This window comes from Polaromonas sp. P1_E11, assembly GCF_056405995.1.
The window spans coordinates 220,568-242,290 of record NZ_JBFUBA010000005.1 but is presented as its reverse complement, the minus strand read 5'-3'; the positions used below and the strand labels follow the sequence as shown (position 1 = coordinate 242,290).

Annotated in this window: 19 protein-coding genes; 4 read left to right on the top strand and 15 right to left on the bottom strand. The window is 62.8% G+C overall.

The window, feature by feature from the left end; genetic code table 11:
- Positions 1-16 precede the first annotated feature (16 nt).
- Complete coding sequence (locus tag AC1D11_RS18290; protein WP_477648775.1) at positions 17-1,051, top strand: hypothetical protein; 1,035 nt, start codon at positions 17-19, stop codon at positions 1,049-1,051.
- Positions 1,052-1,309: 258 nt separating this feature from the next.
- On the opposite strand, the gene AC1D11_RS18285 is transcribed toward AC1D11_RS18290, so the two are convergent.
- The 3 genes from AC1D11_RS18285 to AC1D11_RS18275 are packed head-to-tail and all read right to left on the bottom strand — an operon-like array spanning position 1,310 to position 3,623.
- On the bottom strand, positions 1,310-1,978 hold the full coding sequence (locus AC1D11_RS18285) for an SPOR domain-containing protein (protein WP_477648776.1): 669 nt from the start codon (positions 1,976-1,978) through the stop codon (positions 1,310-1,312).
- On the bottom strand, positions 1,972-2,889 hold the full coding sequence (locus AC1D11_RS18280; RefSeq protein WP_477648777.1) for a biotin--[acetyl-CoA-carboxylase] ligase: 918 nt from the start codon (positions 2,887-2,889) through the stop codon (positions 1,972-1,974). Before AC1D11_RS18280 ends, AC1D11_RS18285 begins: the two co-directional genes overlap by 7 nt.
- Before the next feature lie 59 nt (positions 2,890-2,948).
- Positions 2,949-3,623, bottom strand: a complete 675-nt coding sequence (locus tag AC1D11_RS18275) for an SET domain-containing protein (RefSeq protein ID WP_477648778.1) — start codon at positions 3,621-3,623, stop codon at positions 2,949-2,951.
- A gap of 85 nt (positions 3,624-3,708) precedes the next feature.
- On the opposite strand from AC1D11_RS18275, the gene AC1D11_RS18270 reads away from it, so the two are divergent.
- Entirely contained in the window at positions 3,709-4,242 is a 534-nt protein-coding gene (locus AC1D11_RS18270) for a TlpA family protein disulfide reductase (protein ID WP_477648779.1), read from the top strand.
- Positions 4,239-7,193: a DNA topoisomerase III gene (locus tag AC1D11_RS18265; protein ID WP_477651472.1), complete on the top strand. Its 2,955-nt coding sequence runs from the start codon at positions 4,239-4,241 to the stop codon at positions 7,191-7,193. The genes AC1D11_RS18270 and AC1D11_RS18265 overlap by 4 nt, the downstream gene beginning before the upstream one ends.
- Before the next feature lie 140 nt (positions 7,194-7,333).
- Here the strand turns inward: AC1D11_RS18265 and AC1D11_RS18260 are convergent, their stop codons facing one another.
- From AC1D11_RS18260 to AC1D11_RS18230, 7 genes are read right to left on the bottom strand one after another with little or no spacing between them, the layout of a single operon-like run.
- Positions 7,334-7,993, bottom strand: coding sequence for an HAD family hydrolase (locus AC1D11_RS18260; protein WP_477648781.1), 660 nt, complete (start codon positions 7,991-7,993; stop codon positions 7,334-7,336).
- A gap of 2 nt (positions 7,994-7,995) precedes the next feature.
- Positions 7,996-9,369 carry an aldehyde dehydrogenase family protein gene (locus tag AC1D11_RS18255; protein WP_477648782.1) on the bottom strand — a complete coding sequence of 458 codons (1,374 nt, stop codon included), beginning with the start codon at positions 9,367-9,369 and terminating at the stop codon, positions 7,996-7,998.
- A complete protein-coding gene (locus AC1D11_RS18250; RefSeq protein WP_477648783.1) occupies positions 9,347-10,165 on the bottom strand; it encodes a gamma-glutamyl-gamma-aminobutyrate hydrolase family protein in 819 nt (272 codons plus the stop codon). The genes AC1D11_RS18255 and AC1D11_RS18250 overlap by 23 nt, the downstream gene beginning before the upstream one ends.
- Positions 10,162-11,295, bottom strand: a complete 1,134-nt coding sequence (locus AC1D11_RS18245; protein WP_477648784.1) for an iron-containing alcohol dehydrogenase — start codon at positions 11,293-11,295, stop codon at positions 10,162-10,164. Before AC1D11_RS18245 ends, AC1D11_RS18250 begins: the two co-directional genes overlap by 4 nt.
- Positions 11,292-11,813: an N-acetyltransferase family protein gene (locus tag AC1D11_RS18240; protein ID WP_477648785.1), complete on the bottom strand. Its 522-nt coding sequence runs from the start codon at positions 11,811-11,813 to the stop codon at positions 11,292-11,294. Before AC1D11_RS18240 ends, AC1D11_RS18245 begins: the two co-directional genes overlap by 4 nt.
- Entirely contained in the window at positions 11,800-13,185 is a 1,386-nt protein-coding gene (locus AC1D11_RS18235) for a glutamine synthetase family protein (protein WP_477648786.1), read from the bottom strand. Before AC1D11_RS18235 ends, AC1D11_RS18240 begins: the two co-directional genes overlap by 14 nt.
- 21 nt (positions 13,186-13,206) lie before the next feature.
- Positions 13,207-14,697: an amino acid permease gene (locus AC1D11_RS18230; RefSeq protein ID WP_477648787.1), complete on the bottom strand. Its 1,491-nt coding sequence runs from the start codon at positions 14,695-14,697 to the stop codon at positions 13,207-13,209.
- Between the two features lie 190 nt (positions 14,698-14,887).
- Between AC1D11_RS18230 and AC1D11_RS18225 the strand changes: the two genes are divergently transcribed.
- Entirely contained in the window at positions 14,888-15,844 is a 957-nt protein-coding gene (locus AC1D11_RS18225) for a helix-turn-helix domain-containing protein (protein ID WP_477648788.1), read from the top strand.
- A 218-nt stretch (positions 15,845-16,062) separates the two neighbouring features.
- Here AC1D11_RS18225 and AC1D11_RS18220 read toward each other — a convergent pair whose 3' ends face one another.
- From AC1D11_RS18220 to AC1D11_RS18200, 5 genes are all read right to left on the bottom strand, one after another.
- Positions 16,063-17,181 (bottom strand): 2-aminoethylphosphonate--pyruvate transaminase, encoded by a 1,119-nt coding sequence (locus AC1D11_RS18220; protein ID WP_477648789.1) that lies wholly within the window; start codon positions 17,179-17,181, stop codon positions 16,063-16,065.
- Positions 17,182-17,213: 32 nt separating this feature from the next.
- The gene (locus AC1D11_RS18215; RefSeq protein ID WP_477648790.1) at positions 17,214-17,726 is read right to left on the bottom strand and encodes a DinB family protein; all 513 of its coding nucleotides are present in this window, start codon (positions 17,724-17,726) and stop codon (positions 17,214-17,216) included.
- Between the two features lie 7 nt (positions 17,727-17,733).
- The gene (locus tag AC1D11_RS18210; RefSeq protein ID WP_477648791.1) at positions 17,734-19,449 is read right to left on the bottom strand and encodes a putative 2-aminoethylphosphonate ABC transporter permease subunit; all 1,716 of its coding nucleotides are present in this window, start codon (positions 19,447-19,449) and stop codon (positions 17,734-17,736) included.
- A complete protein-coding gene (locus AC1D11_RS18205) occupies positions 19,449-20,501 on the bottom strand; it encodes a putative 2-aminoethylphosphonate ABC transporter ATP-binding protein (RefSeq protein WP_477648792.1) in 1,053 nt (350 codons plus the stop codon). Before AC1D11_RS18205 ends, AC1D11_RS18210 begins: the two co-directional genes overlap by 1 nt.
- A gap of 136 nt (positions 20,502-20,637) precedes the next feature.
- Positions 20,638-21,696: a putative 2-aminoethylphosphonate ABC transporter substrate-binding protein gene (locus tag AC1D11_RS18200; protein WP_477648793.1), complete on the bottom strand. Its 1,059-nt coding sequence runs from the start codon at positions 21,694-21,696 to the stop codon at positions 20,638-20,640.
- Between the last annotated feature and the right edge of the window lie 27 nt (positions 21,697-21,723).

The following is a 21,723-nucleotide window of genomic DNA, read 5'->3' as shown; positions in this document are numbered from 1 at the left end:
CATTCACATCGCCTTCATGAAAACCCTTCTTGTTTCCCTGTTTGCCCGTCCCCGTGTCGCGGCGCTGTCCTGTCTGCTACTTCTGGCTTGCACGACTCCATGGGCCGCCCCATCCGCAGCCGAATTGCAGGCGGTGGAAAACCTGGCGGCACAGGTCGCCACCGAGCTGCACACGGTCTGCCCGATTGCCGACCCTGCCAGCCAGGCGGCGTTTGACCGTTGCCGCCAGGCGCTGTTCGGTGGGTCCCGGCTGCGGCAAAGCCTGCAAGCCGGGCTGCTCTGGGGCCGCCAGGCCAAAGACCCGGCCACGCCGCTCAAGGAGACTTCGCTGACCCAGTTCGCGCCCGAGGTGTGGGCCGGCCTGTATGCGCCGGTGTTCATGTTTGACGGCAACTACCAGGTCAGCTGGGTGGAGCGGGAGAAGCTCTACCTCGTGAGGCTGGGCGCGACCTTTCGCAACCGGCTGGCGCCAGGCCAGTTTCCCTACCCGTTCTGGCACGACGCGGCCAAGTGGGGCGCTTATGAGAATGCCAATGCGCTGCTGCTGTGGGTGACCCCCGAAACGACCCAGGTCAAGGTGGCCCAGTTCTCCTGGCAGGATGGCCCCTTGACGGGTATTCAGGTCACGCCGGTGACCCAGGGCAAGTTTGACGGGCAGTGGCTGTGGACGGACAGCCAGGGGCGGACGCAGCCCGCCGTGACTTTGTTTGACGGCCTCTTTTCGGCACAGAACCCTTACAAGCCCCAACTCGAAAAAGACTACCGGGCGCTGGCGGTGAGCCTGCGCGACGGGCAATGCCTGTCGTGCCATGTGCCCAGCAACCCCGACAAGATGAAACGCCTGGTGCTGCTGCAGACGCCGGCACATGCAGCGGGCGAGATTTCACGCGTCCTCAAAAGCGTGCGCAATGACCGCATGCCGCTGGACGAAGCCGGGGTCGAGAAGGCGCTGGACCCCCAACTCAAAAAGAATCTGCTGGAGCTGGGTGCTGTGTTCGAAAAAACTGTCGAATCGGCACGCCAGTGGGAATCGGCTTCTACCCGAAAATAACGCAGCGAAGGCGTATTTTTAGTAAAGAATCGGCTGCCAGCCCAATACCGACGTGCGCAAGCAGCTCCTAAATAGATAGCAATGGGGTGCGCGCCGGATACGGGACCTTCGACAGGCTAGGGGTAATCGAATATGCGCTGTGCAACGCGGCGGGCTCTTAAGTCAAGCAGGGGCCGCGGGACTGGCTTTGCCAGACCGCAGGCGCAGCGGCCCCCCCGGGGGGCAGGAAGCTACACGCAGTGAGCGACCGTGGGGGCTCTACAGACAAGCCCGCAAGGCCTTGCCCGCCAACTGCGGCTTGAGCAACTCCAGTTTGGCCATGAGCGGCGCATCGACGGCCGGGAGTCTGAGCAGCTGGCCGCGTATTTCAGGCTGCTCCTGTACCACCTTGGCGGTGCGTACGCCGCGCGTGGCGACCTTGGCCAGTTCGCGCTCCGCGTCTGCCTGGGAATTGAAATGGCCCAGCGAGAGGCCTGGCCCCAGCGAGGAGTTGAGCAAGGGCTCGAATGAGACCCCCATGCCGCGCAGCTCGCTGCGCTTTTTGGCCAGCGCGTCCTCGTTGGTGTATTTGCCCATGTAGACGATCCAGCGGCCCGGCTCCGAGCTGTTCTCAAGTGACCAGCTGCCGATGGGCAGGCCGGCCTCCAGTCCGGAGCGCAGGGCGATGGTCTGCTCGGGGGTGAAGAGGCCGGCCTGCAGGCATTCAGGGGCGGGCGGTGGCGCTGCAGCGGTGGTGCTGGGGCTTTCCAGCTGGCCGGCATCGGTGGCGCTCAGAAGGCGCATCGCCTTGGGCCGGATTTGCTGCGTCAGGCGCTGGGGTTCGGCCTGCACGAGGGGGGCAAAACCGTAGTCGGCCAGCAGGCCTTGCGTCCAGGCAAAGTAGCCCGCGTTGGCCAGGACCAGCGCCAGCACCAGCAGCCTCAGCATGGGCGCGCGTCCTTCGCAGGCTGCGCCGCCACGGGCCGTACGCTGACTTCGGAGCTGGTGATTTGTTTCATGCCAGCCGCAGTATGCACCAGCAGGGCGCCGTTTTCGCCCACGCCGTGGGCCGTGCCTTCCATGCCGTTCTGGCCGTCGGACAGCTGCACGGCCCGGCCTGCCAGGACGTCGCGCGCCGCAAAACGCGCCTGGAAAGGCGCAAAGCCAAAGCGCTCAAATGCCTGCATTGCCTGCACCAGCGGCGGCACGATGCGCAGCAAGGTGGCGGGTGCGTCCAGCGCCGGCAGCAGCGTCTGCAAGCCGCCCGGCGGAATGCCGGGCATGGCGGGTGCGGCAGCGGCAACGGGGATTTCCACCGCGCGGATGTTGATGCCAATGCCGACCACCACGTAACGGATGCCTTCCCAGCTGGCGGTTTCCACCAGGATGCCGGCCAGCTTGCGGTCGCCTTCGGGGGTGGACAGCCAGAGGTCATTGGGCCATTTCAGGCCGATGCGGGGTTTGGCGGCCTGGCCGGAGGCGTTGCCGGCGAACGGCTCGAGGCTTTCGGCCACGCTGATGCCGGCCACCAGGGAGAGGCCGGACCAGTCGGCGGGCGCAAGCGGCAGGCCCAGCGAAAACGTGAGGCTGTCGCCGCGGCGGCTTTGCCACTGGCGGCCCAGCCGGCCGCGCCCGGCGGTTTGCTGTTCGGCCACCAGCAGCAGGGGTTCGGGCCGGGGGGCGATGCCGGGGCTGCCGCCGCTACCGGAAGGGCTGCCGCGAAAACGCCGCATCAGCTCGGTGTTGCTCGAATCAATCTCGGGCAGGACCTCTACCGTGAACCCCGGCAAGGACGGCGCCAGGGCCTCCCAGAGAGCTTCGGCGGGCCAGCGGATGGGGGATGTAAGGGGAGTGCTCATGAGAAGGTTGCAGCCGGTTGCGCCGGCGGCATGGCCTGTGAAGCGGGTTGAGCGCCTGCTCAGTCCTTCTTTTTCTTTTTGGGTTTCTTGCCGGCCTTTTTATCGCCTGCCTTTTTGTCGGCCTTGGCTTCAGCCTTTTTGTCGGCTTTTTTGTCGGACTTCTTTTTGCCCTTGTTCTTTTTCTTGCCTTCGTCGTCCTTGGGCGCCAGCAGGGTGCCGCGGCAGTTTTTGGCGCCGCACCAGCAGGGGTATTCGGCCAGAAGTTTCTTGGTGTAAGGCGCGTCGATGATCAGGCCGTAGTCATAGAACAGCTCTTCGCCGGCCTTGATATTGCGCAGCGCCTTGATGAAGACGCGGCCGCCCTCTTCGTCAGCTTCGCAGTTGGGCTTGCAGCTGTGGTTGATCCAGCGCGAGGAATTGCCGCCATGCTTGGCGTCGATCACATGCTCTTCGTCGATATGGAAATAGAACGTGTGGTTGGGGTCCTTCGGGTCGTGCGGGTGGCGGCGCAGCGCCTCTTTCCAGTTGATGATTTCGCCGACGTATTCGATCAGCGTTTCACCTTCGGCCAGGTCCTGTACGGCGAACACACCCTTGCCGTGGACGCCGGAACGCCGCGTCTGGATGCGGCGCCCGTCGGCAGCCGGAGCCGCGGGTTTGGAAGGAGATGCGGGGACTGCGGAAGCCTGGGTTTTTGACACGACGGATTTTTTTGGTATGGTTAATTCATGCATGTGCGCGTGCGTGCGCATGCGTGCGCACCCGCGCGCGTACATGCGCGAGAGCCGCTATTGTAGTGATGCGCCCAAGGAGCCCCCCGTGTTCAACCGCAGAAACCTGATGCAGACCGCTGCTGCCCTTGCCTTGCCGACCGTGGCGGGGCTAGGCCTGCCGGCGTGGGCCAAAGGCGGGGAAAGCCCCTTGCCCAAGGCCGGCAGCACCCTGCCTTTGCCTGCCGTCACGCTGCTGGACGGCAGCGCCTGGAAGCCTGCCGAGGTGGCCGGAAAGACGCTTGTGGTGTACTGGTGGGCCAGCTGGTGCCCTTTTTGTGCGGTGCAGTCGCCCCATATAGAGGCTTTGTGGCGGGCCCAGAAGGCCAACGGGCTGGAGGTGCTGGCCCTGTCGATTGACAAGCAGCCGGCAGCCGCCGCTACTTATATGAAGACCAAGGGCTACAGCTTTCCCGCCGGGATGCTGACCCCCGAGGTCGCCAGATCCCTGCCCAAGCCGGTGGGCCTGCCCGTGGTGGTGGTGCTCAAGGTGGCGGCGAACGGACGCGAAGGCAAAGTCGTATTTGCCGAAAGCGGGGAAATGTTCCCCGAAGATGTAGAAGGTTTGAAGAAGTACTTATGAAAACTCTGGTGATTGCAGAAAAACCCTCGGTCGCACAAGACATTGTGCGGGCGATCACGCCTACGGCCGGCAAGTTTGAAAAGCACGACGAGTACTTTGAAAGCGACGAGTGGCTGGTCACGTCGGCCGTGGGCCACCTGGTCGAGATCCAGGCGCCGGAAGAGTTTGACGTCAAGCGCGGCAAGTGGAGCTTTGCCAACCTGCCGGTCATTCCGCCCTACTTTGACCTTAAGCCCATGGACAAGACGAAGACGCGTCTCAACGCGATCGTCAAGCTGACCAAACGCAAGGACGTGGGCGCCCTTGTCAATGCCTGCGACGCGGGCCGCGAAGGCGAGCTGATCTTCCGGCTGATCCAGCAATACGCCAACAGCAAGCACCCGGTGAAACGGCTGTGGCTGCAGTCCATGACGCCGGCGGCCATCCGTGACGGCTTTGAGAGCCTGCGTACCGAAAAGCAGATGCAGGGCCTGGCCGATGCTGCGCGCTCACGCTCGGAAGCCGACTGGATGGTCGGCATCAACGGCACGCGCGCCATGACAGCCTTCAACTCGCGCGACGGCGGTTTCTTTTTGACCACCGTGGGCCGGGTGCAGACGCCGACGCTGTCGGTGGTGGTGGAGCGCGAGGAAAAAATCCGCAAGTTCGTGAGCCGCGACTACTGGGAAATCCACGCGACCTTCCTGGCCGAGGCCGGCGAATACCCCGCCAAGTGGTTTGACCCGAAGTGGAAAAAAGCCGCCGCCAATGCCGACAACACGGAGCCCGATGCCGAACTGAAGGCCGACCGGGTGTGGTCCGAGCGCGAAGCCATGGCCATTGCCGAAGCCGTGCGCGGCAAGTCCGCCACGGTGACAGAAGAAAGCAAGCCCACCACGCAGGCCGCCGGCCTGCTGTTTGATTTGACCTCTTTGCAGCGCGAGGCCAACGGCAAGTTCGGCTTTTCAGCCAAGACGACGCTGTCGATTGCGCAAAGCCTGTATGAACGCCACAAGGCCCTGACCTACCCGCGTACCGACTCGCGTGCGCTGCCCGAAGACTATTTGCCGGTGGTCAAAAAGACCTTTGAAATGCTGGAAAGCAGCGGCATGAAGCACCTGGCGCCGCACGCGGCGACGGCGCTGAAGGGCAATTACATCAAGCCCAGCAAGCGCATTTTCGACAATGCCAAGGTGAGCGATCACTTCGCCATTATTCCAACGCTGCAAGCGCCTAGCGGCTTGAGCGAGGCCGAGCAAAAGCTGTATGACCTGGTGGTGCGCCGCTTCATGGCGGTGTTTTTCCCGAGCGCCGAATACCTGGTCACCACGCGTATTTCCCAGTCGGTCGGCCACAGCTTCAAGACCGAGGGCAAGGTGCTGGTCAAGCCGGGCTGGCTGGCGATTTACGGCAAGGAAGCCGCCGATGAAGTGGCCGACGCCAAGGATGGCGACAAGGGCCAGAGCCTGGTGCCGGTCAAGCCGGGTGAAATGGTGCGCGCCGAAGTGGTCGAAGCCAAGGGCCTGAAGACCCGACCGCCCGCCCGCTATTCAGAAGCAACTCTTCTGGGCGCGATGGAAGGCGCCGGCAAGACGATTGACGACGACGAGTTGCGCGAAGCCATGCAGGAAAAAGGCCTCGGTACGCCGGCGACCCGCGCCGCCACGATTGAAGGCCTGATTGCCGAAAAATACATGCTGCGCGAAGGCCGCGAGCTGATCCCGACGGCCAAGGCCTTCCAGCTCATGACGCTGCTGCGCGGACTGGATGTGCAGGAGCTTTCAAAGGCCGAACTCACCGGCGAGTGGGAGTTCAAGCTGGCGCAGATGGAGCACGGCAAGCTGAGCCGCGAAACCTTCATGGCCGAAATTGCCACCATGACCGAGCGCATGGTGGCCAAGGCCAAGGGCTACGACAAGGACACGATTCCCGGCGACTACGCCACGCTCTCGGCGCCCTGCCCCAACTGCGGCGGCGTCATGAAGGAAAACTACCGGCGCTACACCTGTACCGGCAAGAACGGCGACAACGGCTGTGGTTTCAGCTTTGGCAAAACGCCGGCGGGCCGCACCTTTGAAGTGGCTGAGGTTGAGCAGTTCCTGCGCGACAAAAAGATCGGCCCGCTGGACGGCTTCCGTTCCAAGGCTGGATGGCCTTTCACCGCGGAGATGGTGATCAAGTTCGACGAAGAGACGAAGAACTACAAGCTCGAATTCGACTTCGGTGACGACAAGAATGCCGAGACCGGCGAGATCGTCGACTTTGGCGACCAGCAGTCGCTGGGCCCCTGCCCGCGTTGCGCCGCGCGCGTGTTCGAGCTCGGCAAGAACTACGTCTGCGAAAAGTCGGTGCCCACGCTGGCGCAACCGACGCCCAGCTGCACCTTCAAGACCGGCCAGGTGATTTTGCAGCAGCCGATTGAGCGCGAGCAGATGCATAAGCTGCTGGAAACCGGCAAGACCGATCTGCTCGACAAGTTTGTTTCCATGCGCACGCGCCGCCCCTTCAAGGCCATGCTGGCCTGGGACAAGGAGGCCGACAAGGTGAACTTCGAGTTCGCGCCGTCCAAGTTCCCGCCGCGCAAGCCGGCGGCCGCCAAGACCGGCACGGTGAAGACGCCTTTCGGCAAGACCGTTGCCGCGAAAACGGCGAAAGCGCCTGCAGCCAAAAAAGTCGCGGCCAAGAAAACGCCCGCCGCCAAAACCGCCAAGCCCAAAACGCCGAGGGTCGCCAAGCCGGGGGCCGGCCTCAAGCCCAGCGATGCACTGGCCGCGGTGATCGGCGCCGAGCCGGTGGCACGCACCCAGGTCATCAAAAAGCTCTGGGACTACATCAAGGCCGAAGGCCTGCAGGATGCGGCCAACAAGCGCGCCATCAACGCCGACACGAAGCTGCTGCCGGTGTTCGGCAAGCCGCAGGTGACGATGTTTGAGCTGGCCGGGATTGTGGGCAAGCACCTGAGCGCGGAATAAGCGGGCAGGCGCGGGCGTAACTGCTATTGTTTTAATAGCTGCTGGCGCCCGTTTTGATTGCCTTGCAGGCCATTTTTATACTCAAATGAGGCGGATGCGCCCTCTCCCGGGGGCTGTTTCAGCAGCGCAGGTCGGGCTGCTCAGTGCAACTGCAGCGCGGGCCAGCCGCGCTCAGTCCCAATCGCTGCCAGCGTCGCATCGGCATTCACAGTCACCGGGTGTTTCACGGCTTCCAGCAGCGGCAGGTCGTTGATGGAATCGCTGTAGGCGGTGGTTTTGCAATCCTTGAAGCGCAGGCCGCGTGCGGTGAGCCAGGCATGCAGGCGCTCGACCTTGCCTTCGCGCATGTTCAGCACGCCGGTGGTGCTGCCGGTGAAACGGCTACCCTGCATCTCGGGCTCGGTGGCAATCAGGTGCTCGATGTCAAAGTAGATGGCCGTGAGCTCGGTGATGAAGCGGTTGGTGGCCGTCGTCATGACCACCAGGTCACCGGCTTCCAGGTGCTTGTCGACCAGTGCGATCGCAGCCGGCGTGATGCGCGGCACGACCCATTTGGCCAAAAACTCCTGCCGCATCGGCTCCCACTCCTGGGCTGTGCGCCCAGCCAGGGTGCCCACATAAAAATCGGCAAACTCCTTCAGGCCCACGGTGCCTGCCCTGTAGCGCGCCGCCATGTCGGCATTGCGCGCGGTGAACTCGGTCTTGCCCAGGTAGCCCTTTTCAATCAGGAACTCGCACCACAGCACATCGCTGTCACCGTTGAGCACGGTGTGGTCCAGATCAAAAAGGGTGAGCTTCATGCTCAGGATTGACGGAGATGCCAGGCCTTTGGCCGGGTGAATGTCTGGATGCCGTAGGTGGACAGTGTCAGGCCCACACCCGAATCACCGTAGCCGCTCCAGGGCAGGCGCGGGCTGACACGGTCGCAGCAGTTCCAGTAAACGCTGCCGGCGTTGACCTGGGACAGCAGCGTCCTGGCGCGCTTTTCATCGGGTGTGAAGACGCCGGCGGTCAGGCCGTAGCGTGTGTCGTTCATGAGTTTGACGGCCTCTGCGTCGCCCGATACCTTCTGGATGCCGATGACCGGCCCGAAGCTTTCCTCGCGCATCAGCTCCATGCTGTGGTTGACGTTGCTGAACACCGTGGGTTCATACCAGGTGCCGGGTCCAGCGCCGCGCTTGCCACCCGCCAGCAGGGTCGCCCCTTTGGCTTTGGCATCGGCAACCTGGGCATCCAACACCTCTAGCTGCGGCGCGCGGGTGATGGCCCCGATATAGGTGTCTTCGCTCATCGGGTCGCCGGTCTTGAAGGTCTTCACGGTGTCTACAAAGGCGGTGACGAACGCGTCATAAATTTTCTCATGCACGTAGATGCGCTCAACCGAGCAGCAGCTCTGGCCGGTGTTGTACATCGCGCCGTCGGCCAGTGATTCGGCGGCGTTCTTCACGTTGGCGTCTTCGGTCACGTAAGTCGGGTCCTTGCCGCCCAGCTCCAGTTGCAGCTTGACCATGCGCGGGCCGATGGCTTTTGCGATCTTTGCACCGGTGGCGTAGGAGCCGGTGAAAAAGAGGCCGTCCACCGGCTGCTCCATCAGGGCCGCACCGACTGCGCCGCCGCCGATCAGCAGCACAAACACGTCTTGCGGAACACCGGCTGCATGCAGCAGGCGCGCGATGGCCTGGCCCGTCATGGCCGCATATTCGGAGGGCTTGTAAAGCACGGCATTGCCTGTCAGGAGCGCGGGAATGAACACATTGCCGCCGACAAACCAGGGGTAGTTCCAGGCCGAAATATTGGCGACCACGCCCAGCGGGGTGTGCTCGATCTGCTCGGTCATGCCGCCATCGGCAAACACGGTCTGCGTGGCCGTGGAGGCATCAAGCTCTGCCAGGAAAAAATCAATACGACCCAGCAGGCCGTTGAGTTCATTGCGTGACATCTTGATCGGCTTGCCGGTCTCTCGCGTCATGATGGCCGCCAGGGTGTCGAGCTCTGCAACGATGCCGGCACGAAAGCGCGTGATGCAGGCCTTGCGCTCGGCCACCGGCACGGCGGCCCACGCAGCCTGCGCGGTGCGCGCCTGCTTTGCCTTGGCAGCAACTGAAGCCGCGTCGTCCGCAGGCAGTTCGGTGATCATCTCACCTGTGGCGGGGTTATGAATGGCGAGTTTGGTCATGTTTATTGGCTTTGCTTTTGGCCGCCGCTACGGCGGTGAGGAAATCATCGAGTACGGCGGCGTCGTCAATCGTGTCGGAGCCGGGTTTATGGAATTCGGGATGCCACTGGGTGGCGGCGATATAGCTCTTGGTTTTGTCCTTGCGGCGTATCGCTTCCACGATGCCGTCGTCCACGCTGAAAGCCTCGGCTTCAAACTCGGGCGACAAATCCTTGATGCCCTGGTGGTGGATGCTGTTGACGCGCACGCGCTCCACGCCGGGGTACATGGCGGAAAGCCTGGAGCCCTGCACGATGTTCACGCTGTGGAAGTTCTGGTCGTAAGTGACGGCGTCGCGGTGAACGAAGGAGTCAGGCACCTGCGTATTGATGTCCTGGTAGAGCGTGCCGCCGAATGCAACATTGAGCAATTGCAGGCCGCGGCAAACGCCAAACACCGGTTTGCCGGCTCTTTCAAACGCGGCTACCAGTGCCTTGTCGTATTCGTCACGCACACGGTCGCCCGACCATTTTTCTTCCAGCGGCTCCTCGCCGTAACTGCCGGGCCAGACGTCGGCGCCGCCGTGCAGCACCAGGCCGTCCAGCCACTGGGCATAGTGCTCATAGGTCACGTCGCCGCGCTGTGTGCTGCCCGTCGGGCAAGGCACCATGACGACCATGGCGCCGGAAGACATCACCCAGTGGGCAATCGACTGCTCGACATATTGCAGCGTCTTGCCGGTGAAGAAGGAACGAGTCGGATCGGCATGCGAAAAGCAGGCCGAGAGGCCGATCTTGAGACGACTGGCGGCGATCATAGGGCTGCCTCGAATAGTCGTTGAAAGTCTTCTGCCTTGCAGGGCCGTGGATTCGTCTGGTGGCAGATATCGGCGGTGGCGATTTCGACCAGGCGCGGCAGGTGTTCGCGCTTGACGCCGTGCGCCGACAACGGGCCGGTGATGCCGACGCTCTCCTTGAGCTGCTTGAGCCAGGATACAAAAGCCTTGCCACCGCCGGCTACGCCGCACACGTGGGCCAGCTCGTCAAATTTGGCGGGCGCCGATTCGTAGTTCCATGCCAGCACGGTGTCGATCATCAGCGCATTGGCCAGGCCGTGGTGCAGGTCGCACACTGCGCCCAGCGCATGCGCGCAAGAGTGCACGGCGCCCAGGTCTTTCTGGAAGGCAATGGCGCCCATCATGGAGGCCATCATCATGTCGCTGCGCGCCTGCAGGTTGGAAGGTTCCTTCACGGCCTTGAGCAGCGCATGCGCCGCGATGCGCGTGCCTTCGAGTGCAATGCCGTCGCACAGCGGGTGATAGGCCGGTGAAAGATAACTTTCGATGTTGTGCGTGAGCGCGTCCATGCCGGTGGCGGCCGTTACATGCGGTGGTAGCCCCAGCGTGAGTTCAGGGTCGGCAAACACCACTTTCGCCAGAATTTTTGGACTGAACACCACGCGCTTGAGGTGCGTGTCGTTTTCGCTCACAACCGAGGAGCGGCCGACCTCGGAGCCGGTACCCGAGGTGGTGGGCAGGGCCACAAAATAAGGCAACTCATTGACGATGGGCCGTACCTGTGGGTGGTCCCAGACGTATTCAAGGATGTCGCCCTCATGTGTGGCGGCAATACCGACCACCTTGGCGACGTCCAGCGCAGCGCCGCCGCCAAATCCGATCACGCAGTCGGCCTTGTGGGCCTTGTAGGCTGCGGCACCGTCCATGACCTGGCTGCAGGTCGGGTTGCCGAAGACGCCCGAGAACACGGCCACGTCCAGGCCGGCCAGGTGGGTCCTGAATTCGGCCAGAACGGGCAAGGCGCCCAGCGCTTTGTCGGTCACGATGAGCGGGCGTTTGCAGCCGGCTTCTTTCAGGGTGTCGGCGACGAGCTTGCGCGCGCCTGCGCCGAACTTGATGGTGGTGGGGAAGGAAAAACCGGTGATGCTCATAGTGGTGCGACCTGGAAGTACATGTGTTGTTTGCCGTAAGAGACATTGTTGACCCGAATCGCGTCGGGCTCAATGCCGAAGGATTTAAACCCGCATTTCTCGTAGAGCGCCGTCGCCTCGCGGTTGCCGGCGGTGACCGTCAGCACCACGAGCCCCACGCCGCCGGCGCGTGCCTCGTCCAGCACCTTGCCGACCAGCGCCCGACCTATGCCATGCCCCTGGTATTCGGGCGCGACGTACATCGCGACCAGCGTGGCCTTGTGACGGTTCTTCAGCCGCGTCTCCCGGTTCAGCCCCGCCACGCCGGACATCGCTCCGTCCACAAAGGCGGCCCACATGACGGTATCGCCCGCAGGTGAAAGGCGCTTTTCGGTGTCGGCCAGCATGCGCAGGTTTTCTTCCTCGAAGCTGGAGGTGAAGGCGTCCGCATGCTCGCGCAGGCCGCGCAGGCGGAATTCGCGGTAAACGGCGGCGTCGGGCACGGTGAGCCTGCGGATGAGGAGGTCAGATGATTTCAAAATAGCGTTTCATTTCCCAGTCGGTGACGGCGTCCAGCCATTGGCGCCATTCCCACTCGCGCGTTGCCGCGAAGTGATCCACGAAAGTATCGCCCAGCCAGTCGCGCGCGATGTCCGATTTCTGGAAAATACGTGTGGTTTCGATCAGGGTGCGCGGTGCGCGGGCAATGTGTTCGGCTCCCTGGTTGGTGCCGGTGATCGGCGCGCCCAGCTTGAGGCCTTTTTCGACGCCGTCCAGTCCCGCAGCGATGACGGCAGCCATCGCCAGGTAAGGGTTCACGTCGGCGCCAGGGCAACGGGTTTCCAGCCGGGTGGCCTTGGCGCTGCCCGCGATCACGCGGAAACTTGCAGTGCGGTTGTCCATGCCCCAGGTCGGCTTCACGGGGGCCCAGAAGCCGTCGACCAGGCGCTTGTAGCTGTTGATGGTGGGCCAGATCATGGGGCCGAACTCCATCATGCAGGCGACCTGGCCGGCGACGTAGCTCTCGAACAGCTTGCTCATCTTGCGCGGGTGCTTTGCGTCGAAGAACAGGTTGGTCTTGCCGTCCGACAAACTCTGGTGGATGTGGCCGCTGCAGCCCGGCAGCTGCTGGTGGGGCTTGGCCATGAAGCTGGGCATGATGCCAAAACGCGAGCCGATCTCCTTGGCGCCGGTCTTGAACAGGATGGCGCGGTCGGCCTGCTCCAGTGCCTCGCTGAAGCCAATGGCTACTTCATACACGCCCGGCCCGGTTTCGGTGTGCAGGCCTTCGATCGGGATGCCGAAGGCCAGCATCTCGTCCATGATGGCGTTGAAGAAATCCTGGTTCTCGTTCATGCGCAGCAGCGAATAGCCGAACATGCCGGGCGTGAGTTTTTCAGCCCCTACGCCGTTTTTCGCGGCCCAGCTGTGCGGCGTTTCCAGGAAGTTGAACCATTCGAACTCCATGCCGGTCATGGGCATGAAGCCCATTTTTTCGGCGCGCTTGAGCACGCGCTTGAGCGTCTGGCGTGGGCACACGGCGTGTGGCGTGCCGTCGGCATTCACGAATTCACCCAGCACAAAGGGCACGTTGTTGTCCCAGGGCACGTGGCGTGTGGTGGTCAGGTCCAGCCGTGCCAGCGCATCCGGAAAGCCGTGCTGCCACCCTGTCACCGAGGTATTGTCGTAGCAGTTGTCCATCATGTCCCAGCCCAGCACCACGTCGCAAAACCCGAAGCCCCCGGCGGGGTAGGGTTCGGCCGCACCGAAGAATTTGTCTTTGTGCAGGTATTTGCCGCGCAGCACGCCGTCGATGTCGCTGACAGCAACCTTCATCTTGTTGGCGCCCGACTTGCGCAGCATCTCAAGAGCCGGGTGGGGTGCGGAGGGTTTGGAGGTCTTTTTGGGCATGGTGGTGGGCGCCTGGTGGGGTTAAGGGTGGGCGCTTGCCCGGCCTTTTTCGGCCAGGCCAATCGCAAATTCTTCTTCCGGCGAGAGGATCAACCGGTGCCGGCCCATCACCGCGAAGTAGGTGATGCCGATGGCAAACCACAGCGCCACCCACAGCACGCCCACGCGGTAGATCGGGTCACTGAGCTGAAAGTAGATGGTGACCAGGGCGATGAGCAGGGTCAATACGGCACCCGTGACACCGAGCGGGCTCCGGTAGGGCCGCTCCATATGCGGCAGCTTGCTGCGCAGCCGGATGAACGACAGCGCCTGCATGACGTAAGAGAACATGGCGCCGAAGACCGCCATGTTGAGCAGGGTGCCGCCGATCACGGCAGAGCCTTTGTCGACACCCAGCGTGAACCACAGCACGAACATGACCACCAGCGCCACCACCGAGCCGACGATCATGGCGATGTGCGGTGTCTTGCGGCTGCCGTGCGTGACCGACAGCGCCGAAGGAAAGTACCCGGCACGGCTTAACGAATAGATCTGCCGGCCCTTGGCAAAGATGATGGTGTGAAAGCTCGCCACCAGGCCCAGCACGGCCACCAGCGCCAGTATCTTGGCGATGCCACCACCGTAAATTGCCTTGAAGCCATCGAGCAGGGGCTCTGCCGAGGTGCTGAGCGCATGCGAGCCGATGCCCGCGACAGACGGGTTGAGCCAGAGGATCATGAAGGCGGAGAGGATGAGCGTGAAGATGCCGGCGATGATGCCGCGCGGCATGTCGCGGCGTGGGTCCACGGACTCTTCGGCCGCCAGCGGCAGCTGCTCGATCGCCAGGAACAGCCACACGGCGAACGGCAGCGCGGCCAGTACGCCGCCCAGGCCGAGCGGCAGGAAGGGGCCGCGGCCTTCAGGCAGCACGGCGCCACCGGCGCCCACATTCATGGCCCAGCGCGCGAAGTCGATGCGCGGAAAAGCGCTGACCCAAAATGCCACCAGGCAAGCCAGCGCCAGCAAAGTGACCGCCAGTGTGATCTTGAATGACAGCTCGACACCGATGATGTTCAGGCCGATGAAGATGATGTAAAAACCTATCCACCATAAAGGCTGCCAGGCCGGTGGTGTGCCGAAGATGCTGCCCATGTAGCTGCCGATGAAGAACACGATGACGGCCGGCGTCAGCACGTATTCCACGTTTTCGGCCAGCCCCGTCAGGAAGCCGCCCCAGGGCCCCATGGCGGTGCGTGCGAAAGAGTATGCGCCACCAGTGTGGGGCAATGCGGGTGACATCTCGGCCAGCGAAAAGGTCAGGCCCAGGTACATCACGGAGATGATGATGGTGGCCAGCAGCATGCTGCCCCAGCCGTTGGCCAGACCCAGGTTCCAGCCGGCGAAGTGGCCGGAGATCACGGCGCCAACGCCGAGTGCCCAGAGCGACCAGACGCCGGCATAGCGGCGCAGCCCCCTCTTTTCAAAATAGCTGCCGTCGACTTTCGCGTATTGCACGCTGGAACGTTCTGACATGGTGGCTCCCTTATAGGTTGCAAGGTTGAGGGCCCGGTGGGGCTGTCTTGCATCGTAGGGCGAGCGTAGGTGCGCTGAAATCCCATTTCGGCAAGTAACGCAGTGAGATTGAGCTTAAGGAGATGGCGAGTAAGTCGAAGTGTTTCAAAGCGTTGCTTGCACACGGCACGAATCCTGCAAGAATGCGGCCATGGTCCACACGCCCGACACTCTCCAGACAGCCCTGCTGTCCCGCGCGTCGTTCGCCGACGCAGACGAGCAGGCGGCGGCACTCACGGGCTGGAACCAGAGCTACCTCCAGCTGTCTCGCGGCGCGTTTGGCGGGGAAGTGCGCCAGCTGGAATTCGCGGGCCTTCGCCTCTTCGTGGAAAGCCTGCGGGAGTCGGTGTACCAGACCGGACGGATACGCGATGGTGCCCTGGCCTTGGGGCTGCCACTTCAGGTCGAAGGCCCCAGCGTTTTTTGCGGCGCGCCCAGTGACGCTGGTGCATTGCATGTGTTTTCGGGGGCGTCGGGTTTTGAGTTCCGCTCTTCCCGGCGCCACGTGATGCTGGGGCTGGAGCTTGACGAAGCGGCCTGGCGCCGCTGCGGCGAGCATGACCCGGCGCTGCAGGCCCGGCTCGGTGCGCAGGCAGGGTTGCGCCGGCTGGATGGCGCGGCGCAGGCGGGGCTCAGGCAGTGCCTCACCGGTGTGCTGGATACGGTGGAGGCGGCCCCCGCGCTGCTGCAGTCGCCCGCCGTGCAGGCGGCGATGCTTGACACCGTGATGGAGCAACTCGGCCGCGTGCTTGCGCCGGCGGATACCGTGGATTCGGCCGGCACCCATGCGCACTGGACGCTGACGCGGCGCGCCCGTGAGCTGGTGCATACGCAGCTCGATCAGCCGCCTACGGTCCTGGCCCTGTGTGAACAGCTCGGCGTGAGCCGCCGAACCTTGCAAAATGGTTTTCAAACGGCGCTGGGCATCAGCCCATTGGCTTACTTGCGCGCCGTGCGTTTGAACGCGGCCAGACAGGCATTGAAGACCGCGACGTCCGTGACGGCGGCTGCAACGCACCTGGGGTTTTGGCATTTTGGTCATTTCGCACACGACTACCAGCAAATGTTTGGCGAACTTCCTTCCGAAGCGTTTCGCCGATACCACTAGGCCCCCACGGTCGCTCACTTCGTGTAACTCCCTGCCCCCCGAGGGGGCCGCTGCGCCTGCGGCCTGGCAAAGCCAGTTCCGCGGCCCCGACTGGATTTAAGAGTTCGGGGGGTTCAACCAGCGGGGGCCGAGGGTCCGGCTTTGCCGGCCCTAGGCGCCGCCCCCTTGAGGGGGAGCAGGCTACACGCAGTGAGACTGGATAGGGGGGAGCCCATTATTCAGGCCGCAGGCGCGGCGGACGTGATGCCCATGTCCTGCAAGGCGCCCGCCACAGCCAACACGGCCTGTTCGATCTCATTCGGGCCGATCGCACCGATGCAGCCCACCCGGAAAGTTTCTACCTGCGTGAGCTTGCCCGGGTATAGGACAAAACCGCGATCTCGTGCAGCGGCATAGAACTTCTTGAAGTCGTAGCGGCTGTCGGCCGGCGCGTGGAAGGTCACGATGATGGGCGCCTGGATCGCCGGGTCCAGGAAGGGCCTGAAGCCGAGTTTGGCCATGCCCGCGATCAGCGTGCGGTAGTTGCTTTCATAGCGAGCAAGGCGCGCCGGCTGGCCGCCTTCTTCCTCAAACTGGGCAATGGCTTCGGCCAGCGCCACCACCACATGGGTGGGCGGCGTGAAGCGCCACTGCGTGGTTTTCTCCATGTAGGCGTACTGGTCGTGCAAATCCATGGCCAGCGACTGGCTGCGGCCGGCACAGCCGTCCAGCACGGCCTTGCGGATGAAGACAAAACCCATGCCGGGCACGCCTTCGAGGCACTTGCCGCTGGCGGCCACCAGTGCGTCGAAGTGGATCTTGCGCGCGTCGATTTCGATGGCGGCAAAAGAGCTCATCGCATCCACCAGCAGGCCCTTGCCGTGGGTTTTGCAGACATCGGCCACTTCCTTCAGCGGGTTGAGCACGCCCGCGCCTGTCTCGCAGTGGATCAGCATGACGTGGGTGATGCTGGTGTCGGCTTCCAGCATGGCGTCCAGTGCGGCGGGAGAGACCTGTGCAGCTTCGTCGAAGGGCATGACGGTGCAGCGCCGTCCCATCAGCGTGGTGAGCCTGGCTGCTCGTTTGCAGTAGGCTCCGTTGTCCATCACCAGCACGTGGCCGTCGCGCGGCACCACGGTGGCCACCGCCGCTTCCACGCTGAAGGTGCCGCTGCCCTGAAGCGGAACGACGACGTGCGAGTCCTGCCCATGGATGATGGCCAGCAGGCTTTTGCGCACACTCGCCGTGACGGCGTTGAAATCGCTGTCCCAGGAGCCCCAGTCTTTCAGCATCGCGAGCTTGGTGCGCAGGGTGGTGGTCAGCGGCCCGGGGGTGAGGAGGATTTTGTCTCTGTCCATTTGTTATGCCTGTGGTCTTCGTTGCGGGCGATTCAATTCAGTCGGGCCGGGTATCCCTGCAGGAATATGGGCAGGTCCATGCCTGGGGGGCGCGCCGGAACCTGGTAGATCATGTCGGCCACGTAGCCCCGGTGGTAGGTCTTGTGGTTGACAACGTGCAGCAGCATGTCTCCCCGTGTCATGGCGCTCGCGTCGCCATCGATGAACTTGAAATGCACGATCTCGTCGAGTGCATCGGCGCTCAGGGTGTCCGCGTATTCGATGTACCAGGTGTCGATTTGTCCCTGAGCCGTGCACAGCGCTTCCAGTGTGGGCGTGGCCTCTGTGTTGCGGGAGCTGAAGCCATGCGGCCGCCCCTGCAGGTGCGCCTGCCAGATGAGATCCACCACATAGGCGTGGTTCAGCGTACGAAGCATGTTGCCAAAACCAGTCGCGCGCGGCGCCAGGAGTTCAGCTGCGGGAAGCTGCTTTAATGCGCCGAACAGGCGATCGTTGGCCCACGCGTTGTAACGCGTGAGCATGCGGATGTTGCGTTGGGCTGTCATGAAGCGCCTAGCGCGAGCTGGTTCGCCACGCCTGCGTACGGCGGTTGACCCACCAGGCCAGCGCCATGAAAAGCAGGGTTGCAATCGTTGATGCCATACCGATCAGGACGGCCATGGCTGCGGCAGCGCCCATTTCGCCGGCTTCATCCAGGTTCAGGATGGCGATCGACGCAACTTTGGTTTCAGGCGAATAGAGAAACACCACGGCAGAGATGGTGGTCATGGCGTTGATGAAGAAGTAGCGCGCAATGTCGACCAGCGCCGGCGTGCAGATAGGCAGGGTGACGCGCCAGAAGGTCTTGAAGAAGGGTACCTTGAGCGAGGCGCTGACGGCTTCAAATTCGCCATCAAGGCTCTTGAGTGCGGTTACGGCTGTCAGGTGGCCGGTGGTGTAGAAGTGCACGATGGTGCACAGCGTAAGCAGGGTCAGCGTGTGGTACAGGCCGTTCAGCGGATTGCCGGGCGCATTGAAAAAGAAGATGTAGCCCAGGCCCAGCACCAGGCCGGGTACGGCCATGGGCAACATGGCCAGCATGCGCACAAAGCCGCGCAGGCCGTCCATGCCTTTGGTTTTTTCGAGCAGGTAGGCGCTGCAAAACACCAGCGCGGTGCCGAAGAAGGCCGTGCCCGCAGCCATCTTCAGGCTGTTGAGAAAACCGACACCGACTTCCGCGTCGATCAGGCCCATGGTGTAGTGGCGCAGGCTGGGCGTTAGGTTGTAGGGCCAGAAGCTGGCGAAGGATGCGAACACCGCCATGCCCAGCATGGCCAGCACCAGGAAGGCGATGGCGCAGCAGTACAGCGTCATGACCCGGTCGTAGCCGAGCGAAGGCGTGGGTCGGTAGGGCACGGCACGCGCCGTCAGCATCGCGGTCTGGCGTTTGCTGACGTAGCTGTCCACCGCGAATGTCAGGACGGCGGGCGCCAGCAACAGGATGGCGACCACTGCGCCCTTGGCGAAATCCTGCTGGCCGATCACCAGCTTGAAAACGTCGGTGGCCAGCACATTGAAGTTGCCGCCTATCACCTTGGGAATGCCGAAGTCCGTCATGACCAGCGTGAAGGTGACGAGCGCTGCGGAGATGAGACCGTATTTGGCGCCGGGCAGCGTGATGGTGAAGAACTTGCGCCTGGCGCTGGTGCCCATGGCATTGGCTGCCTCGTACAGCCGAGCGTCGGACAGGCTGAGCGCGGTAACCAGAATCATCAGCGCATGCGGAAACACCGCAAAACATTCGGCCACCACAATGCCGGGCGCACCATAAATCTGGTCGATACCGATACCCTGCATCCAGCCCTTGAGCACCCCCTGGTTGCCAAACCAGTAAATCAGCGAAATGGCTGACAGCAGGGAAGGTGCCAGCAGGGGAACCAGCGTGATGCCGCGAAACAGCGCCTTGTATTGCATGCACGAACGGGTCAGCGCATAGGCAAAACCAAACGCCAGGGGTACCGCAATCAGGGTGACGGCGCCCGAAATCCAGAGACTGTTCCACAGGCTTTCCAGTAGAGCCGGAGTCTTGGCGTACTCGATGAAGTTGTCAAGCCAGATGAAATCCCCGGCCTTGTCCTGTACGGCCTGCTGCAGGATCGCCAGCAGCGGGGCTGCCAGAAACGCTATCAAAATAATAGCCGCCAGCGCAAGGGCAGCGTAGGCCAGGTGGTCAATCCAGTGCACGCGCTGCCGCACCAGGGGCAAAGCAGGAGGTGTGTAGACGGGCATCAGAACACCTTGATGCGCTCTGGCAGCAACTTGAGGGGGAGGGTCGAGCCTACCTGCAAGGATTGCTCCGACAGGAAATTGAGCGAGAGGTAAACCGTGAGCTTGTGGTTGCCCAGTGCTGGAGAGGCCACGTGAACGTGGCAGAAGGAGCCGAGGAATTCGATCTTTTCAATGACGGCGTCGAACACGTGGGCATCGCCCACCGCAATGGGGCGGGCCAGCACATCTTCAGGACGCAGGTAAACCTTGACCTCGCGGTCGGTGCCGTCGCAAGGCAGGCACAAGGTGCCGAACCTCATCTGGCCACCGCTGACCTGCGCCGGCATGACATTGACCTTGCCGACAAAGTCCGCCACAAAGGGCGAAGCCGGCTCGCGGTAAATCTCCATCGGTGTTCCCACCTGTTCGATCAGGCCGTGGTTCATCACCACAATGCGGTCGGCGACGCTTAAAGCTTCTTCCTGGTCGTGCGTCACCATGATGGTGGTCACGCCCAGTTTTTGCTGCAGCGCACGGATCTCCTGTCGCAGGCGTACGCGCTCCAGCGCATCGAGCGCTGACAGGGGCTCGTCCAGCAGCAGCAAGCCTGGAGATGTGGCGAGCGCGCGCGCCAGCGCAATGCGCTGCTGCTGGCCGCCCGAGAGCTGGCTGGGATATTTCGCTTCGCTGCCCGGCAGGCCCACCAGCTTGACCAGCTCGCTCACGCGTTGGGCCGCTTCAGCCTTGGGCGTCTTGCGATTGACCAGCCCATAAGCCACGTTGTCCGCCACGCTCAGATTGGGAAACAGTGCATAACTCTGAAACACGATGCCGTAGTCCCGCAAAGCCGGCGGCAGCCGCGAGATGTCACGGCCACCCTGGTGCACTTCACCCGAAGTCTGCACTTCCAGCCCGGCAATGATGCGCAACAACGTCGTCTTGCCGCAACCCGAAGGCCCCAGAAAGCAAACGAACTCGCCCTTGCGGATGTCCAGGTTGATGTCTTGCAGCGCGGTGAAGGCACCGAATTCCTTGCGGATATGGCGCAGGTTCAGAAAAGTGTCGTTGTTCATTCGTGGGTCATACGTGTATTACCTGAACGGTCGGCGCCAGTGCAAAGGGCAAGCGGCGGCGTGGAACCGGCTCCGCCGGGCCACAGCGGCTGTCCCCCTGAGGGGGAGAGGCGGCCGACAGGCCGCCTACAGGGGGCTACTTCTTCTCTGTTTTGGAGTTATAGCGCTTCGTCCACTCGTTCAAAATGCGCTCGCGGTTGTCCGCTGCCCAGCTGAAATCCATCTTGACGAGGCGGGCCTCATAGTCTTTTGGCACATTGGCCAGCGGCGGCGCCAGTCCCGGCTGCGCGGTGATCGCGAAGTTTTTGCCGTACAGCATCATGGCGTCCTTGCTGGACGCCCAGTCAGCCAGTTTCTTGGCGGCGTCCAGCTTCTTGGTGCCCTTGTGGATGGCAAAGGCTTCCAGGTCCCAGCCCAGGCCTTCCTTGGGGAACACCAGATCAATCGGCGCTCCCTTGGCCTTGTTGGTGTTGCCGCGGTATTCAAACGAAATGCCCGCCAGGAATTCTCCGGAGGCGGCCATGTTGCAGGGCTTGGAACCCGAATGGGTGTACTGCGCAATGTTTTCGTGCAGGGCGTCCATGTACTTCCAGCCGCCGCCCTTGCCGTCCTTGTCGCCGAAAAGCGTGAGCCAGGCGGTCACGTCGAAGTAGCCGGTGCCGCTGGAGGCTGGGTTGGGCATGACGATCTGGCCTTTGTAAATGGGCTTGGTCAGGTCCTGCCAGGTCTCGGGTGTGGGAATGTTTTTCTTCTTGGCTTCGACGGTGTTGAAGCACACGGTGGCGCCCCACACGTCCATGCCGAACCAGGCGGGGACTTTTTTCTTGTCGCGGTACTGGCTCATGATGCCGTCAAGGTTGATCGGCGCGTAGGGTTCGAGCATGCCCTGCTTGTCGAGCAGGGCCAGGCTGGAGGCGGCCACACCCATGATGGTGTCGGCCTGGGGGTTGGATTTTTCGGCGAGCAGTTTGGCGGTGATCACACCGGTCGAGTCGCGGACCCATTTGATTTCGATATCGGGGTAGACCTTGTTGAAGCCCTCTTGATAGGCCTTGATCTGGTCGGTTTCCAGCGCGGTGTAGACCAGCAGCTGGGTTTTCTGGGCGAATGCGCTGGTGGCAGCGGTGAGCAGGCCAAAAAAGCCGATAAGAGCGATCGCCTTTGGCAGGGATTTGAGATGGGTAGCCAGCTGCATAAAAAGTCCTTTGTGGAAAACCTGCAA

Bases quoted from the DNA above. Each gene is read 5' to 3' on its own strand.
- AC1D11_RS18210 (WP_477648791.1), bottom strand. From the start codon at position 19,449: ATGCCCGTCTACACACCTCCTGCTTTGCCCCTGGTGCGGCAGCGCGTG.
- AC1D11_RS18225 (WP_477648788.1), top strand. From the start codon at position 14,888: ATGGTCCACACGCCCGACACTCTCCAGACAGCCCTGCTGTCCCGCGCG.
- AC1D11_RS18250 (WP_477648783.1), bottom strand. From the start codon at position 10,165: ATGATCGCCGCCAGTCGTCTCAAGATCGGCCTCTCGGCCTGCTTTTCG.
- AC1D11_RS18255 (WP_477648782.1), bottom strand. From the start codon at position 9,369: ATGACCAAACTCGCCATTCATAACCCCGCCACAGGTGAGATGATCACC.
- AC1D11_RS18265 (WP_477651472.1), top strand. From the start codon at position 4,239: ATGAAAACTCTGGTGATTGCAGAAAAACCCTCGGTCGCACAAGACATT.
- AC1D11_RS18260 (WP_477648781.1), bottom strand. From the start codon at position 7,993: ATGAAGCTCACCCTTTTTGATCTGGACCACACCGTGCTCAACGGTGAC.
- AC1D11_RS18215 (WP_477648790.1), bottom strand. From the start codon at position 17,726: ATGACAGCCCAACGCAACATCCGCATGCTCACGCGTTACAACGCGTGG.
- AC1D11_RS18280 (WP_477648777.1), bottom strand. From the start codon at position 2,889: ATGAGCACTCCCCTTACATCCCCCATCCGCTGGCCCGCCGAAGCTCTC.
- AC1D11_RS18285 (WP_477648776.1), bottom strand. From the start codon at position 1,978: ATGCTGAGGCTGCTGGTGCTGGCGCTGGTCCTGGCCAACGCGGGCTAC.
- AC1D11_RS18275 (WP_477648778.1), bottom strand. From the start codon at position 3,623: ATGCATGAATTAACCATACCAAAAAAATCCGTCGTGTCAAAAACCCAG.
- AC1D11_RS18290 (WP_477648775.1), top strand. From the start codon at position 17: ATGAAAACCCTTCTTGTTTCCCTGTTTGCCCGTCCCCGTGTCGCGGCG.
- AC1D11_RS18245 (WP_477648784.1), bottom strand. From the start codon at position 11,295: ATGAGCATCACCGGTTTTTCCTTCCCCACCACCATCAAGTTCGGCGCA.
- AC1D11_RS18205 (WP_477648792.1), bottom strand. From the start codon at position 20,501: ATGAACAACGACACTTTTCTGAACCTGCGCCATATCCGCAAGGAATTC.
- AC1D11_RS18230 (WP_477648787.1), bottom strand. From the start codon at position 14,697: ATGTCAGAACGTTCCAGCGTGCAATACGCGAAAGTCGACGGCAGCTAT.
- AC1D11_RS18235 (WP_477648786.1), bottom strand. From the start codon at position 13,185: ATGCCCAAAAAGACCTCCAAACCCTCCGCACCCCACCCGGCTCTTGAG.
- AC1D11_RS18220 (WP_477648789.1), bottom strand. From the start codon at position 17,181: ATGGACAGAGACAAAATCCTCCTCACCCCCGGGCCGCTGACCACCACC.
- AC1D11_RS18200 (WP_477648793.1), bottom strand. From the start codon at position 21,696: ATGCAGCTGGCTACCCATCTCAAATCCCTGCCAAAGGCGATCGCTCTT.